This window comes from Mesorhizobium sp. LCM 4577 (genome assembly GCF_001854795.2).
Taxonomy (GTDB): domain Bacteria; phylum Pseudomonadota; class Alphaproteobacteria; order Rhizobiales; family Rhizobiaceae; genus Mesorhizobium; species Mesorhizobium plurifarium.
This window is the reverse complement of the sequence record NZ_MDDU01000018.1, coordinates 45,380-60,224: the sequence shown is the minus strand read 5'-3', so window position 1 is coordinate 60,224 and position 14,845 is coordinate 45,380. Positions and strand designations below refer to the sequence as shown.

At 64.0% G+C, this 14,845-nt stretch carries 20 protein-coding genes and 1 riboswitch; of the genes, 9 read left to right on the top strand and 11 right to left on the bottom strand.

Going from position 1 to position 14,845, the window contains the following annotated elements:
• The first annotated feature begins 16 nt into the window (after positions 1-16).
• A complete protein-coding gene (locus tag LCM4577_RS19840) occupies positions 17-964 on the top strand; it encodes a S1/P1 nuclease (protein ID WP_157900479.1) in 948 nt (315 codons plus the stop codon).
• Positions 965-1,046: 82 nt separating this feature from the next.
• On the opposite strand, the gene LCM4577_RS19835 is transcribed toward LCM4577_RS19840, so the two are convergent.
• Entirely contained in the window at positions 1,047-1,910 is an 864-nt protein-coding gene (locus tag LCM4577_RS19835; RefSeq protein ID WP_198541065.1) for an AraC family transcriptional regulator, read from the bottom strand.
• Between the two features lie 58 nt (positions 1,911-1,968).
• Between LCM4577_RS19835 and LCM4577_RS19830 the strand changes: the two genes are divergently transcribed.
• Entirely contained in the window at positions 1,969-2,220 is a 252-nt protein-coding gene (locus LCM4577_RS19830; protein ID WP_198541064.1) for a hypothetical protein, read from the top strand.
• A 195-nt stretch (positions 2,221-2,415) separates the two neighbouring features.
• The gene (locus LCM4577_RS19825; RefSeq protein ID WP_041010890.1) at positions 2,416-3,141 is read left to right on the top strand and encodes an outer membrane protein; all 726 of its coding nucleotides are present in this window, start codon (positions 2,416-2,418) and stop codon (positions 3,139-3,141) included.
• A gap of 190 nt (positions 3,142-3,331) precedes the next feature.
• On the opposite strand, the gene LCM4577_RS19820 is transcribed toward LCM4577_RS19825, so the two are convergent.
• The 5 genes from LCM4577_RS19820 to LCM4577_RS19800 all read right to left on the bottom strand — a co-directional run bounded on the left by LCM4577_RS19820 (position 3,332) and on the right by LCM4577_RS19800 (position 6,403).
• On the bottom strand, positions 3,332-3,553 hold the full coding sequence (locus LCM4577_RS19820; RefSeq protein ID WP_040980336.1) for a hypothetical protein: 222 nt from the start codon (positions 3,551-3,553) through the stop codon (positions 3,332-3,334).
• Between the two features lie 167 nt (positions 3,554-3,720).
• Positions 3,721-4,908, bottom strand: coding sequence for an MFS transporter (locus LCM4577_RS19815; protein ID WP_040980335.1), 1,188 nt, complete (start codon positions 4,906-4,908; stop codon positions 3,721-3,723).
• Positions 4,909-5,322, bottom strand: a complete 414-nt coding sequence (arsC, locus tag LCM4577_RS19810; RefSeq protein ID WP_040980333.1) for an arsenate reductase (glutaredoxin) — start codon at positions 5,320-5,322, stop codon at positions 4,909-4,911.
• Positions 5,319-6,017: an MIP/aquaporin family protein gene (locus LCM4577_RS19805; protein WP_040980331.1), complete on the bottom strand. Its 699-nt coding sequence runs from the start codon at positions 6,015-6,017 to the stop codon at positions 5,319-5,321. The genes arsC and LCM4577_RS19805 overlap by 4 nt, the downstream gene beginning before the upstream one ends.
• Before the next feature lie 35 nt (positions 6,018-6,052).
• Positions 6,053-6,403, bottom strand: coding sequence for a helix-turn-helix transcriptional regulator (locus LCM4577_RS19800; protein ID WP_040980329.1), 351 nt, complete (start codon positions 6,401-6,403; stop codon positions 6,053-6,055).
• 42 nt (positions 6,404-6,445) lie between these two features.
• Here LCM4577_RS19800 and LCM4577_RS19795 point away from each other — a divergent pair, with 42 nt between their 5' ends.
• Complete coding sequence (locus tag LCM4577_RS19795; RefSeq protein WP_040980327.1) at positions 6,446-6,967, top strand: DUF6428 family protein; 522 nt, start codon at positions 6,446-6,448, stop codon at positions 6,965-6,967.
• A 102-nt stretch (positions 6,968-7,069) separates the two neighbouring features.
• Here LCM4577_RS19795 and LCM4577_RS19790 read toward each other — a convergent pair whose 3' ends face one another.
• Both LCM4577_RS19790 and LCM4577_RS19785 read right to left on the bottom strand, forming a co-directional pair.
• Positions 7,070-7,342, bottom strand: coding sequence for a hypothetical protein (locus tag LCM4577_RS19790; RefSeq protein WP_052457634.1), 273 nt, complete (start codon positions 7,340-7,342; stop codon positions 7,070-7,072).
• A gap of 145 nt (positions 7,343-7,487) precedes the next feature.
• Positions 7,488-8,063: a histidine phosphatase family protein gene (locus LCM4577_RS19785; protein WP_071073007.1), complete on the bottom strand. Its 576-nt coding sequence runs from the start codon at positions 8,061-8,063 to the stop codon at positions 7,488-7,490.
• Positions 8,064-8,148: 85 nt separating this feature from the next.
• A riboswitch (adenosylcobalamin (AdoCbl) riboswitch) is annotated at positions 8,149-8,292 on the top strand.
• A 1-nt stretch (position 8,293) separates the two neighbouring features.
• Between LCM4577_RS19785 and LCM4577_RS19780 the strand changes: the two genes are divergently transcribed.
• The 5 genes from LCM4577_RS19780 to LCM4577_RS19760 all read left to right on the top strand — a co-directional run bounded on the left by LCM4577_RS19780 (position 8,294) and on the right by LCM4577_RS19760 (position 11,989).
• The gene (locus tag LCM4577_RS19780) at positions 8,294-8,503 is read left to right on the top strand and encodes a CbtB domain-containing protein (RefSeq protein ID WP_040980324.1); all 210 of its coding nucleotides are present in this window, start codon (positions 8,294-8,296) and stop codon (positions 8,501-8,503) included.
• A 46-nt stretch (positions 8,504-8,549) separates the two neighbouring features.
• Positions 8,550-9,290, top strand: a complete 741-nt coding sequence (locus LCM4577_RS19775) for a CbtA family protein (RefSeq protein ID WP_071073005.1) — start codon at positions 8,550-8,552, stop codon at positions 9,288-9,290.
• A 159-nt stretch (positions 9,291-9,449) separates the two neighbouring features.
• Positions 9,450-9,923 (top strand): hypothetical protein, encoded by a 474-nt coding sequence (locus tag LCM4577_RS19770; RefSeq protein WP_131803485.1) that lies wholly within the window; start codon positions 9,450-9,452, stop codon positions 9,921-9,923.
• Positions 9,924-9,987: 64 nt separating this feature from the next.
• On the top strand, positions 9,988-10,935 hold the full coding sequence (locus LCM4577_RS19765; protein WP_071073002.1) for a DMT family transporter: 948 nt from the start codon (positions 9,988-9,990) through the stop codon (positions 10,933-10,935).
• A gap of 154 nt (positions 10,936-11,089) precedes the next feature.
• Positions 11,090-11,989 carry a DUF1259 domain-containing protein gene (locus LCM4577_RS19760; RefSeq protein ID WP_071073000.1) on the top strand — a complete coding sequence of 300 codons (900 nt, stop codon included), beginning with the start codon at positions 11,090-11,092 and terminating at the stop codon, positions 11,987-11,989.
• Positions 11,990-12,156: 167 nt separating this feature from the next.
• Here LCM4577_RS19760 and LCM4577_RS19755 read toward each other — a convergent pair whose 3' ends face one another.
• From LCM4577_RS19755 to LCM4577_RS19745, 3 genes are all read right to left on the bottom strand, one after another.
• Positions 12,157-13,488: a cation diffusion facilitator family transporter gene (locus LCM4577_RS19755; protein WP_071072998.1), complete on the bottom strand. Its 1,332-nt coding sequence runs from the start codon at positions 13,486-13,488 to the stop codon at positions 12,157-12,159.
• Between the two features lie 10 nt (positions 13,489-13,498).
• Positions 13,499-13,756, bottom strand: a complete 258-nt coding sequence (locus LCM4577_RS19750; protein WP_071036188.1) for a metal-sensing transcriptional repressor — start codon at positions 13,754-13,756, stop codon at positions 13,499-13,501.
• Positions 13,757-13,856: 100 nt separating this feature from the next.
• A complete protein-coding gene (locus tag LCM4577_RS19745; RefSeq protein ID WP_071072996.1) occupies positions 13,857-14,681 on the bottom strand; it encodes a Ku protein in 825 nt (274 codons plus the stop codon).
• Between the last annotated feature and the right edge of the window lie 164 nt (positions 14,682-14,845).

Here is a 14,845-nt window from a genome sequence, read left to right as displayed (position 1 = left end):
GGGAGGAGGCAAGGCGATGACGTGGAAAGCCGCGGCGGCATTTTGCTTGGCGACAACGGTGACAGGTGGGGCGATGTGCGGGCAGGCGCAGGCCTGGGGCCAAGAGGGCCATGCGGTGATCGCCGAGATTGCGCAGCACAGGCTCAGCCAGAACGCCTATGACGTGATCGAGCAGCTTTTGCGCTCGCATCTGAAGCTGAAGCCGCCGGCCACCGCCTCCATGGCTTCGGTGGCGAGTTGGGCCGACGATTATCGGGCCGACCACAAGGAAACGTCGAACTGGCATTTCATCGACATTCCGCTGGCATCGAAGCCCGGCGATGCGGCCGCCGGCACGACCGCCTACGATCCGGCGCGCGACTGCAAGGACAATGCGAGCTTCGGCGTCTGCCTGATGCGGGCGCTGCCGGCGCAGGAGAAGATCCTGGCCGATCCGGCAAAAAGCGACGAGGAGCGCTGGCAGGCGCTGGCCTTCGTCATCCATCTGGTCGGCGACCTGTCGCAGCCGCTGCATTGTGTCGAGCGCCAGGACAACAACCAGAGCGACCAGGGCGGCAATACGCTGACGGTGAGCTTCAACGTCTACCGGCCGAAGCCGGACGGCTCGACCTACCGCGACCTCACCACCTTCCATGCAGTGTGGGATTCAAGCCTGATCCTGTTCAAATACTATGACTGGGGCAAGGTGGCGCTCGACCTCGAGACCGATGTCATCCCGCATCTCACGCCGATGCCGGCTGCCGACCAGACGCCGGAAAAATGGCTGGCCGAATGCCACGGCAAGGCGGAAGACGCTTATCGCGCGCTGCCGAAGGGCACGGTGATCAAGTCCGACAACCCGCACGCGGTGATCCTCGACCAGGCTTATTTCGACACATTCTCGCCGGTCGCCATCCAGCAGCTCGCGCTCGGCGGCTTGCATCTGGCCGCCGTGCTCAACGGGACGCTGGCGGCGGACAAGTAGGCGACTGCGCGTAGAATCAGGCTGCGGGCAAACACACCGATGCGGCACCGGGCGAAGATGTCGGCAACGGCCGCCATGTCCTTCAGCCGTTGCCGGCCTTCTCGGTCAAGGCACGAACTTCCGTCGGCGTCATGCCGTAGCGCAGCCGGAACTGCCGATAGAAGGTGGACGGCTCATTGAAGCCTACCTCAAAGGCGATGTCGGCAATGCGCCGCAGCAACTGCCGGCGATCGGTGAGGCAGCTGTGGACATAGGCGAGCCGTTCGCCGTTGACATAGTCGGAAAAGCTTGTGCCCTCTCCGGCAAATAGCTGGCGGACATAGCGCTCGCTGATGCCGAACCTGCGCGACACCTGGCTGACATTGAGCCCGGGATCGGTGAGATTTCGGGCGATGTGCTGCTTGATGCCCGCGAGCCTGGCCGCGCGGACACCGGGGGGATGCGTATGGGCCTCCATGCCACCGAAAGAAACGGCAAGAAGATCGGTGATATGGCGGGAAGCGAGAGGCGCGAGCGTCTCAGGCCCCTCCATGTGCAGAAGTGACCAGAGGTAATCGAAGAGCAACCGGTGTGCAGGGAGCGTGAGGCCGAGACTGTCGGGACGCACATCGTCGAGGTTCTTCACCAGCGGGGCCAGCAGCGAGCGCTTGAACTGAAGCGCCATGGTCCATTGCGAATCCTCGCTGGCGACCGAGTAGCGGCGGTCCATCGGGAAGATGGCGGCGGTGCCGGGATCGGTGCTGAAGTCGCCGCGCCCAGGCATGGTGAAGCGGTAGCCGCCCTTGTTCCAGGACAGGATGATATCGTCGTTGCCGTCGGCCATCAGGGCGCTGTTGCGCTCCCAGACCATGGGAGAGACGGCGCCCTTGGTGAGATTCATCTCAGGCAGGATCAGGGTGCGGGCCGAGAATCTGAGAGGCGTGTCGGCACGCGGCGTGATGTCCAACCGCATCTGGATGCGACCGTAGAAATCGCGAATGAACTCGTCCCGATGATCTTCGGGAATGTCGTCCGCCGAGAATGTAGCCACCCGATCAGCGCTCGGCATCGTGCTCCCTGTCGAAGACTCCCTGGGGTTGGACGGCGCCTGCCCGCAATTGGCGTTTGCCTGCCCGCTGGCGCTTGGGAACCATCATTTCCGCCCTGGTTCGAGCCTATCCAAAATGGTCTCTCAGCTTTCTGAAAATGAGTTAGGTGTGACAAATTTGCAAGACTGGAATTCTGGAACAACAACTGTTCCGTTATTGCAATTTTGACTTCCGTATTCGCCACACGCACCTGGATTTTCTCTGTTAGCGGTGCGTTGAAGGGGCGGTACTCGATTTTCACGTCCGCAGTGAGCGGGCATGTCTTCGCAAATTGGCTGACGGCCCCGGAGACCCGCTCATGCATGAGCGGGAAGGAATGTGGACGCAATTTTTGAACTGGCAATCCAACGAGGAACGTATCCGATGAAGATCATACCCACGTCCATGGCCGCCATGGCGATCGTTCTTGCCGCCGGCAGCGCATTCGCGGCCGATGCGCTCGCCCCGGAAGCGGCACCGACGCCGCCGGTAGAGGAGAGCTTCAACTGGACGGGGCCCTATTTCGGCGGGTTCGGTTCGTTTGCCGTGGGCGACATGAACCTCAATTCGCGGCAGATCTTTGCCGACGGAAACCCGCCGCCGATCAACGGCGCGTTCGAGATTTCCGCGAGCGGCTTCCTCGGCGGCATCCAGGCCGGCTATGACTGGCAGTTCGACAACCGCTGGGTGATCGGTGCCGTGGCGGACATTGCCGCATCCAGCTATGGCGCTTCGGTCACGGCCTCGGTGGACGGCGCCGAGATCTTCAATGGCGAAGTGGACGTCAAATATCTCGGCACCGTGCGCGCGCGGCTGGGGCACGCCTGGGACCGCACGCTCATCTACGGCCATGGCGGCCTTGCCTTCGGCAAGACCGAGCAGACGCTGACCGTTGGCGGGACGACCGTCTTCAACGAGAAGCAGACACGCGCCGGCTGGACGATCGGCGCAGGTCTCGAGCACGCCATCACCGATCGCATTTCCTTCGGCACCGAGTATGCCTATGTGGACCTTGGCTCGAAGCAGATCCTCGACAATGGCGAGGGGCTGACGATCAAGGACGACGTAGCCTTCCACACGCTGAAGGCTTTCGTGAATTTCCGTTTCTGAGCGCCTCGCGATCTTTCCGATTCGCCACTCGCTTTGAGTCTTGTTCGATGCATGTCGCTCAGCCAAACCACGGCGCATTTTAAGCGACATGCGTCGACTGGTGAAAAGACGTGCAGCGGAAGGCAGTCCCGACGAAGAAAAAAGCCCGCTCCGGCATGCCGAAGCGGGCGCGGATTTTAGGACAGCAAGCTTACTTGCAGTCCTTGAGCATCTTCAGCGCCTTTTCGGCATTGGCCTGGGACGTGTAGGCCTTCGTCCCGGCGTCGGTCAGTTTCTTGCCGTCGGGCTTCGTGGAAACCACCGAGCATTTCTTGGTGGTGGTGTCCTTTGCCACCCAATACTGCGTAGCCGCAAATGCCGGCACGCTGAACAGCGCAACAACCGAAGCTGCAACCAAAACCTTGCGAATCATAGCGTTCTCCCAAGTTGAATGCGGTTCGACCCGTTCATCCGGGAGTGCTGTTGCCCGACAAGTGGATGAGCGAACCGAGCCGCCGGCCAGCCGTATCGTGAACCGGCCATCAGGGGCAATTTACAAAAATGTAAAGTTCGGCCGGGCTGCAGGGCCGTGAGACGAAGCTATCCGCGCACCACCGCGAGAAGACAGGCGCAGAGCCCCACATTGACCGTGGCGGCAACCGCGAGAACGATCAGGACGAGATTGCCGCCGCCCATGCCAAGAAGCAGCGCACCGATCGAAGGAGCTGCCGCCTGGACGATGAGGCTGGGCGTCGCGAGCTTGCCCATCAGCGCCGCGTATTGCTGCGGGTCGAACAGCACCAGCGGCAGCGCGCCGCGCGCGATCGTGTGGATGCCGTTGCCGGCGCCGTAAAGGATCAAAGCGAGTGCAACGAAGGTCTGGCTCGCCAGGAGCAGCCAGATCCCGGCCGCGAGCAGCGATACGGATGTCAGCATCGTCCAGATCGGATGGTGCCGGTTGCGGCCGATCAGCAGCTCCGCCACCCGCGCTCCAACCTGTGACGGGCCGACCAGGGCGCCAAGGCCGACGGCGGCCGCAAGGCTCACGCCGCGCAGTTGCAGCAGCGTCAGCAGGTGGACGGAGAGCATGGATGCGATCATCGCGGCCAATGTCAGGATGGAAGCCAGCAGAATGAACCGTGCCCGCGTCCTGCCCGCGGTCGACGCCTCCTTCGACCTGTCTTTCGTTGGCGCGGGCGCCGCGGGCGGAGACGGCGGTATCATCCGGAGATGGAGCGGCAAGCAGATCGCCAGATGGATGGCCGCGTAGGAGAGGCAGGCGATACGCCATCCGCCATGCTCGACTAGGAAGGCGCTGAGCGGCCAGCAGACCGTGCTTGCGAAACCACCGAAGAGCGTCAGGTTGGTGATGGCGCTTCGCGCTCCGTGTCCATAGAGGCGGCCGAGCGTTGCGAAACCGGCATCGTAGAGGCCGCTCGACATGCCCAGCCCCATGAGCAGCCAGGCAATCAGGTAAAGGGGATAGGTGGTTGCCGTCGCCAGCAGCGAATGCGCTGCGGCCAACAGCAACGAGCTCACGGCAAGCACGGGCCGACCGCCATGGCGCTGGATCAGCCGCCCGGTAACGGGAGAGACCAGCCCGGCAAGCAGCAGCCCGCAGGACAGCCCGGCAACGACCGACGCAAGCGACCAGCCGGTATCCCTGGCAATCGGTGCGGCAAGAACGGCGGGCAGATAGTAGGACGATCCCCAGGCGAGGATCTGTGTGACGCCGAGAGCCGAGACGAGGAGATGGCGGCTGCGGGCGAGCGGTGCCGTGGCTTCCAATCAGACTTGCCCCGGCCCGTAGGCGACCTTCTCGCCATCCTCCTTGACGAACTCGCGCACCGGATTGTCGAGCAGCGGCAGCACCGCTTCCGAAGGCCGGCACAGCCTCGTGCCCTTGGGCGTTTCGACGACAGGCCGGTTGATCAGGATCGGATGGGCGAGCATGAAATCGATCAGCTCGTCGTCGCTCCATTTCGGGTCGGCGAGGCCTAGTTCGGCGTAAGGCGTTCCCTTCTCCCGCAACAACCCGCGCGGGTTGATCCCCATCGCGGCGATCAGTTCCAACAGCCGTTCGCGACTCGGCGGCGTCTTCAGATACTCGATCACCACAGGTTCCTCGCCGCTTGCGCGGATCATGGCGAGCGTGTTGCGCGAGGTGCCGCAGGCGGGATTGTGATAGATGGTGACCGTCATGGCTCTGCTTTCAGTAGCTGGTGTTGCTGAACGGTTTCGGGCTTGAGCAGCCAGCCCATCAGTGCCAGCGCGATCAAGGCGCCGGCCAGCTCGGCGGCAATGAAGCCTGGCAGATCGACCGGCCTGATGCCGGAGAAGGTGTTGGTGAGCGAGCGCGCCACGGCGACGGCGGGATTGGCGAAAGACGTGGACGCCGTGAACCAATAGGCCGCCGTGATATAGAGCCCGACCAGCCACGGCACGGCCCGTCGCTCGAAACGGAGGCCGGCGAGAATAACGGCGACAAGGCCGAATGTCGCGACCACTTCCGAGAACCACTGCGCCGGTCCGGCACGCAGCTTGGTTGCGACCTCCAGCATCGGCAGGGCGAACATGAGGTGCGCCGCCATCGTGCCGGCAATGCCGCCGGCGACCTGCGCGACGAGATAGGCAACGAGATCGCGGGCTGGCAGCGACCGGTTGAGGCGGAACACCAGCGAAACGGCCGGATTGAAATGCGCGCCGGAGATCGGGCCAAGGACGGTGATCAACACCACCAGCATGGCGCCGGTCGCAAGCGTGTTGCCAAGCAGCGCCAGCGCTGTGTCATGCGTCAGCGTCTCGGCCATGATGCCGGAACCGACGACCGTCGCCACCAGCAGACCGGTGCCCAAGGCTTCAGCCGCGAACCGGCGCGGAAGATCAAAAATGTTCATCGATCAGCCTTGCGTTGGGCAGCGGGGCGCACCGATCACTGCCGCGCCCTCTCGCCCGGCCGGCAGCAAGACGCCGCAAGCGCCGGCGCGCAGATTTCCGGGCGACCCGAGCAGCAATCCTCCATCAGGAAGCGGATCAGCCCGGACAGCGCATCGTACTCGGCACTGTAGACGATCGAGCGGGCATCGCGCCTCGCGGTCACGAGGCCAGACCGTTCCAATTCCTTGAGATGGAAGCTGACATTGGAGGGCGAGACCTCGACTTGTTCGGCGAGGGAACCGGCGGAAATGCCTTCCGGTCCGGCGACGACCAACAGGCGCAACAGGCGCAGGCGTGTTTCCTGCGACAGCGCGCCAAAGGCGATCAAGGCTTGACGTTCATCCACGTTTCAATAATCCTTGAAATATTGAAATGAGGAATAGCCGACATGCTCTCTTCTGACAACCGGAAAAACGTCACCCCGGTCGACCCCTCCGACCTGACCATCGGCGATCTCATGGCGGCGCTGGCCGATTGCAAGGACAAGCCATTGGTGTTCCGCTACGGCGGACGGGCGGTGAAGCCGGGCTACCATGTCACCGAGGTGAAGGCGGGACAGTTCGCGGCGCTGGATTGCGAAGCGAATCCGGAATCATGGTCGGAGATATTCGTCCAGCTATGGGACGTGGACGAAGGCGGCCCGGTCCATATGCCAGCCGGCAAGTTCGCCGCGATCATCCGCAAGGTTTCGGACCACGTCGCTCTCGATCAGGCGGCGAAGCTGACGTTTGAGGTCAGTGACGGCGTCCGCCCCATGGAGTTGCACCGGGCGGCTCAGCCAAGCGTCGTTGGCGGTGTCATCGAGGTCGAGCTGACGCCACGACCGGCAAGCTGCAAGCCGCGCGACCGCTGGCTGACGGAACAGAAGGCGGCAAGCCAGCCATGCTGCGGGGCGAGCCGCTGTTGCTGATCCTGCGAAGGGCGGCGAGCGGCGCCGCTGCTTCAGAACCGGATCATGGTGTTGGCCTGCAACAGACAGGATCAAGTGACGGATCGGTGAGATGCCTGCGCGTCAGTCCTTCGGCGCGTTGCTGTAGAGCGCCACGCCGACGCGGTCGTTGCGCCGCCACCGCACCAAAGCGCGATAGGCCATGTCGTCGGCCGGAACCTCGAGCAGAAAGCGTTCCGGGATGTCCATACCGGCGGCCACGCGCAATTCCGCGCCCTGCTCGTGCTGATTTCTGACCGAACAGCCGATCCTGACGCCATTGGCAATGATCGTGGCTTCCTTGAGCACGAATTCGCGCACATGAAGGCGGCGCTCGGTCTCGGGATATTCGGCCATAGGCGACGGACTCCTCGGGCGAGGCTCTCCTCGCCACGGGCCGCACCCTAGCAGCGAGGCGTTTCCGTTCCGTTAGCGATCGCTGAAACGGCGGACTTCGCCTTCGCCGGCGACCGCTCGTCGCCAGGCAAGTGCTTTTCCAGCGCTATCTCGCGGCGGCGACCACGCCGCTCGCATGCAGCACCCAGCGGCGCCCGTCGCTGCGGAATTCGGTGTGTGACAGCGGCTCGATGTCGATCTTCCAGACGGCGGAGAGCGGCGCGCCCAGCACATGCACGATGGCGGCGCGGATCGGCACGGCATGGGTGAGCGCGATGGTGTGGCCGCCCTCGCCGGCCAGGCGCTCCATCAGCGCCGCGCCACGCAAGGCGACCGCGGCAAGCGACTCGCCGCCATGGGGCGCGGCGTCCGGATCGGAAAGCCAGGCCGCCATGCCTTCCGGATCCTCGGCCTGCACCTCCTCGAAACCTTTGCCGGCCCAGCGCCCGAAATCCTGCTCGGCAAGCAGCGGCTCGACCGTCGCGTCCAGGCCGAGCGCTTCGGCCGTTCCGCGCGCCGCAAGCGCCGGACTCGTCCAGACGCGGTCGGCCCGGCGCAGCGACGAAGCGATCGCGCCGGCGCGCTTGAGAGCGCTCGGCTCCGGCGCCTCGTCCTTCGGAAAGCAGCCCTTGCGCGTGCTCTGCGTCGCGCCGCTTGCGATCATCGTCAGGCGGGCGAACATCCCAAAACTCCGTGGTCCAGTGAAATTTCAGCCGCGCGAGGCCGCGTTGGCCATTACATGTCGTTGACAGGCGAACGAAGTGCTGACAAGTGTTTTAGCGCTATACGGGATTGGAAGCCGGTGCGAGTCCGGCACGGTCGCGCCACTGTGATCGGCACAAGCCGAAAGTCAGGCCTTATTCCGCAGCATTGTTCGATCAACGGGACGCAGTATCCCAAGGGAGGTCAAATATGTCCGACACCACTTTCGCCCCCAGCTACGGTCCGGTTGCGATTCCGGTCCGCGAGCTTCTGCCTTGGGCCATCTTCGCCGGCCTGATGCTGATGCTGATGCTCTATTTCGTCGGCGCGGAAGAAGGCGCGACCTCGCTGATCCGTGGCACGGCGGTGCACGAATTCGTGCATGACGGCCGCCACCTGCTCGGCTTCCCCTGCCACTAAAGCGGTTCAGCATCGCTGAACCCGCTTTCGACGAAGGGTTCTGAACATGGTTGGAAAACTCTTGCTGCGCGGCTTGCTTGTCGGGCTGGTCGCCGGGATTCTGGCATTCGCCTTTGCTCGCGTCTATGGCGAGCCGCAGGTCGATAAGGCGATCGCCTTCGAGGAACAGCAGGCCCAGGCCGCCGGCGAGGCGCCGGAGCCCGAGATGGTCAGCCGCGCCACACAAGCCGGTATTGGCTTGGCGACCGGCGTGCTGATCTATGGCGCCGCCCTTGGCGGGCTGTTCTCGCTGGTCTTTGCCTATGCCTATGGCCGGCTGGGCTCGCTCGGCCCGCGCGGCACCTCGGCGCTGATCGCGCTGCTCGGCTTCCTGGCCGTGATCGTGGTTCCGAGCCTCAAATACCCGGCGAACCCACCGGCTGTCGGCAATGCCGAGACAATCGGTTACCGCACAGAGCTGTTCTTCATCATGATCGTGGTGTCGATCGCGGCGATGGTGGCGGCGGTCGGCCTGGCGCAACGGCTGTGGAACCGGCTCGGCGCCTGGAACGCCTCGATCGTCGCGGGCCTGGCTTTCCTCGTCGTCTTCGCGCTGGTGAAGGCGGCGCTGCCCGACATCAACGAAGTGCCGGAGACCTTCTCGGCGACGGTGCTTTGGCAGTTCCGGGTCGCCTCGCTCGGCATCCAGCTCGTGCTGTGGACCGTCGTCGGGCTCGGTTTCGGCGCGGTTGCCGAACGCGTGGTCGCGGTGCGTGACCAGCGCAGCCCTGCCCGCCGCTACGCCTGAAATCCGATGCGTTGGCCGCCACGGTTCCGCGCCCTGGCGGCCAATTTCTTTTTGGCGACCCTTTTCGCCCTCCTCCTGGCTGCCCCGGCCCAAGCCCATAGCGGATCTTCCGTCCTTCCGCCTCCCGGCATCCAGATCCCCAGCCTCACCCATGGCCAGATGGCGGTGATCGCGCGCTATCGCGGCGACATTCTCGCACTCGCGCAAGCACAGACGGTGACCGATCCGACCTTCCGGCGGCTCTACAATCACGGCAACCTGCAATACACCTACTGCCTCTGGGGCCTGATGCCGGGCAGCCTCGGCGATGAGGAGAGCCCGTTCAACGAATGCAGCCACGCCTATCTCGCCACCGCCAAGGCGCTGCTCACCTACATGGCGACGATGCCGTCGGCAGCGCATGAGGCGAAGGCGTTGATCTCCGACATCGATGCCGAGATGGTGCGCAGCGGCGCGTCCTGGATCCTGTGCCAGTTCAGCGGCGAGACCTTCAGCACCGGCGCGGTGATCGAGCCGCGCTGGCGGACTGTGTTCTTGCATCTGCCGAGCCTCGCGGTGCTTCTTGCGACCACCGCAGCGCTGATCGGGGCCAGTTGGATGATCTTCGGCAGGCCGCGGCCCCGCACAGCCTAGCCGCGGGCCTCGTGCTGGCGTAAGCGTGGCAATTGTCCGGCTCCCGGATTCGCAGTCGCCAGCCATGTTCGCCCCCGAAGCCTTCGCCGTCACCGCCGCCTTGTGCAGCGCGCTGAGTTCCATGTTCCTCAGCGAGCTCAAAGGCCGCGTTCCCCTCCTCCAGCTCGCGCGCTGGCAAATGCTCGCGACCTTCGTCATGACCGGCTCGGTGTCGCTGGCGATCGGCGGCTGGCACACGATCGGACCAAGGGAGTTCTGGCTGCTCGCCGGATCGAGCTTCGCCGGCATCAGCATCGCCAGCACGACCTATTTCACCACCATCTATTCGGTCGGCCCGCGCATCACGGCGCTGCTCTTTTCGCTCACCTCGCCTTTCGCGCTGGCGCTCGGCTATCTCGTGCTCGGCGAAACCGTCAGCCACTGGCAGGCGCTGGGCGTAGCGCTGGTGCTTGCCGGCGTCGTGCTTGCGATCGGCATGCCGCGGCGCTTCCTCAAGCGCGGCGACCTGGCGCCGGCGATGCCGGTCGTCACCCCTTCCACCGTGCCGGTCAGCACTGTGCCCGGCCCGCCGCTCACCGGGCGCCTCGGACCAGGCGTCGTGCTCGGCGTAATAACGGCGCTCGGCCAGGCGATCGGCACGCTTCTGGCGCGGCCGGCCATGGCTGTTGGCGTCGAACCGTTCACGGCTATGGCGCTGCGCTCGGGCCTCGCCGTGATCCTGTTCGTCGCCCTTGCAGCGACGCCGTTCGGCAGGGGCAAGCGGGAGGCCGCCCAGTTCGGCACGGTCGGGCTCGCCGTGCTGTCCGCCTTCGTCGGCACCTCGCTCGGCATGTCCTGCCTGATGGCCGCGCTGCGCACAGGCAATGTCGGCATCATCTCGACGCTGTCCTCGATGACGCCGGTCATCATCTTGCCGATGGTGTGGCTGCGCAGCGGGCAAAGGCCGACCGCAGCCGCCTGGGCCGGCGCGCTGTTGGCCATCGCCGGCACGGCGCTGATCAGCGTGCGGTGACGCGTTGCGCATCAGCGCTCGTGCCAAAAAGAGCGACGAACACGCGAGCCGGCGGCCTGATGACCGAGCGCATCACAATTGCGCGAGCGTGACGGCATCTCGGAACGGCAGACGTTTTCCATTTGGGCGCCTGGGCTGAACACAGGAGCAAATCATGCGTGGAAAAATCATAACTGGCCTCGCCTTGGCAGCCTCCCTTGGAATTGCCCAACCCTCGCTTGCCGCACCCGACTGGAAGGCGGTAGCGCAGGCACTCGGGAAATCCGGCCAAGAGGTGCCAGGGGGCATCTATCGCGTCGGGCTGCCTCGTTCGGACCTGAAAGTCACTCTCGACGGCTTGGAACTCAAACCAGCCTTGGCGCTCGGTTCGTGGCTCGCATTCAAGCCCATGGGCGATCACGACGCCATGGTGATGGGCGATCTCGTCTTGACCTTGCCCGAGATCGACCCGGTGATGATGAAACTGATCGAAAGCGGCATTGAGATCACGGCTCTTCATAATCATCTGCAGAGAGCCCAGCCGGAGACGATGTACATGCACGTCCTGGGGCACGGCGATCCGGAGAAATTGGCCACGGCGCTGCATTCGGCGTTGCAGCAAAGTGGAACGCCGCTGTCGGACGCACCGGCGAGCGCCGCCGCTGCTTCGAAAGCGATCGATCTCGACACGCAAACCATTGACAAGGCGCTTGGCCACAAAGGCAAGGTCAACGGCGATGTCTATCAGATCAGCATCCCGCGCGCAGAGACCATCAAGGACGATGGCATGGACGTGCCTGATGCAATGGGTTCCGCGATTGCCATCAACTTCCAGCCCACCGGCGGCGGCAAGGCCGCGATCACCGGCGATTTCGTTCTGATCGCATCCGAAGTGAACCCGGTGCTACGAGCTTTGCGGGAAAGCGGGATAGAAGTGACCGCCGTGCACAACCACATGCTCGACGATCAACCCCGGCTGTTCTTCATGCATTTCTGGGCAAATGACGATGTCGGGAAGTTGGCCAAAGGGCTGAAGCTGGCGCTCGATCAAACACACACCAGGACAGGTAGCTGATCTTTGACGCAGTCCCGGCGGGATTCCGAAGGGCCGTTACGCTGCATCGGTCCGTTTGGCGTCAAACAGCCCAGCTACGAGGCGGAAGGCGAACATCGACGCCGCGCGCCCTTAGTGTTGCGTTATCGCCAGGTAGATTTCGCGCTGGTACTCAAAGAGTGCCTGTATCATCCATTCGCGTGCTCATGGTGATGGCCTTCAGGCTCGGCCATGGCAAAGGGCAGATCCTCGCTGTCGGAACCCGCAGCCAGTTGCAGCCTGGCGCTGAATTCGTGCGGCTCAGCCGGGGCGACCAGACTTTGCAGGTAGTGATGGTCGCCGCCGACCGGCGACAGCGGCAGGCTTTCGACCGCGCCGTCCGCCCTTTCGATGGCGACGTTCGCCCGCAGGCCCTCGGCGTGACGCGACAGGCGCAGCCGCATGCGCTCGCCCTGCGGCGTGTCGACGATCTCGAGCAGCCCGCTGGCGAGCTTGCCGGAGACCAGGAACGGATCGGGCGCATGATGGTGGCCCCCTTCCGTCCGTGGCTCGGCAAAGCGCACCGTGGCGACGTCGAGCGCGGGAATGTGCGCGGAGAGCTCGGCCTTGAGCGATGCGGCGATGTTGTTCGCGGCGGCGAGCAGCAGCCCATCATTGACCGCGATTTCCACGTCGACATGCAGCTTGTGGCCGAGCCAGCGGGCCTTCGCGTCGACCACCCTCTCGATCCCGACGACATGGTCGGCGGCATGATGAATCTCGCCGACGAGGCCGGGCTCGACGCCGTCCAGCATGCGCGTCAACACCGAGCGCGCCGATTGCCAGACGATGCCGAAGATAGCGGCGGTGATGATGAGGCCGATGATCGGGTCGGCCAGCGGATAGCCGAGCCAGACGCCGAGCGCGCCGGCAACGACGGCAAGACTGGTGAGCCCGTCGGTGCGGGCGTGATAGCCGTCGGCGATCAAGGCCGCGCTGTTGATCTGGCGGCCGACGCGGATGCGGAACACGGCCACCGCCTCGTTGCCGAGGAAGCCGATCACGCCGGCCGCGGCGAGCCAGCCCAGGAACTGCACCGGCTGCGGGTTGAACAGGCGGTTGACGGCTTCATATCCAGCCACAAGCGCGCTCGCCAGGATGATGAGCACAATGACGATGCCTGCCAGGTCCTCGGCCCGGCCGAGACCGTAGGTGAAGGTGCGGGTCGGCTTTCGCCGCACCAGCACGAAAGCGATCCAGAGCGGAATGGCCGTGGTCGCGTCGGCGATGTTGTGGATGGTGTCGGCAAGCAGCGCCACGCTGCCCGAAGCCATGACGACGACGATCTGCAGGGCGGCGGTGATCGCCAGGATCACGAACGACCACTTGATCGCCCAGATGCCGCGATCGGTGGTGGCGATGGTGGCGTCGATCACGCCATGCGTATGGCCGGGCGGTCCGTGGCCATGCCTCCCATGGTCATGCCCGCTATGGTCATGTCCATGCGTGCCGAAGCCGAACCAGTCCAGAATTTTTCCCACATCAACCGCCTCACAAATATTTGGTGAGCTGCTTCAGCTCCTTGAGCGTGTCCCTGGTCGGCTCGCCGCCTTCGACAAGGCAATGCTCCATATGGTCGTGGATCAGCTCGCGCTTGGCGTTGCCGACGGCGCTTTCGACGGCGTGGAGCTGTTGGGCGAGATCGAGGCAGGAGCGGCCTTGCTCGAACATGGCGAGCACGGCGGCGAGATGGCCGTGCGCGCGCTTGAGCCGGGCGATGATATCGGGATGGGAGCTGTGTATCGTCATGCCGCAACCTATCCCCCAGGGTAGGATGTGGCAAGCGATGCATCGCAAATCCGACGGAGGGAACGGATGACGCGGCTTGGACGATTATCTCCAGTCTTGATCAAGCAGACTTGCGGACGGGCTTCGTCTTCGACGGAGCCTTGATGCCTTCCTTGGCGAGGCTCTTCTTCAGCACCGCAGCCAGATCGATGACGTTTTCCTTCGGCTTGGGTGCGGCCTTCGGCAGCTTCTTGCCCTTGCGTTTGGCATCGATCATCGCGATAAGCGCATCCTCATAAGTGTCCTGGAATTTCGACGGGTCGAACTTCGTTACCTTCTTGTCGATCAGGAGCTCGGCGATCTCCAGCAGGTCCTTGTCGTATTTCGGCGACTTCAGATCCTCGAAGACGCTTTTCTCCGAAACCATCTCGTTGTGGGTACGCAGTTCGGTGAGAAGCATGCCCTTGTCGAAGGGCTGGATCACCACCTCGCGGCCGCGCTGGTAGAGCACCACGCAGGATCTTGCAGCGACCCGCTTCTCCTTCATCGCCTCGCGCAGCACACTGAAGGCCTCCAGGGCCGCGCCGTCGGCGGGAATGAGATAATAAGGCTTTTCCAGGTAGCGAGTATCGATGTCATCCAAGGCCACGAACTCATCGACCTCCAGCGTATGTGCCGAAGTAAGCTTCAGCTTCTTGATCTCGTCGGGCTCGATCTCCACGAAATCATCCTTCTCTAACTCGAAGCCCTTGGTCTGATCTTCGGTCTCGACTACATCACCCGTCTGCTCGTCGACATAGGCGCTTTTCACCGGCAAGCCGTCCTTACGGTTCAGGATCTTGAAATGAACCTTTCCGGCTTCGCTGGTCGCGCCGACCAGCTTCACGCCGCACGAGACCGACCCGACCTTCAGAAAACCCTTCCAAACCGCGCGTGGCGCAACCATATGCCGCCCCTGTTGTCGTTGTGATCACAAGGAACATCTGGCGGCCCGCGTGGTTCCGCGCGGGCCAAGCCACAGCACCTCGGTGGGCAAGACGGCAGGCATATGCGAACGGTGCTCGGCCTTGCGGTCGATCGAGGCACGCGCATCACCTTCCCGATGCTGTT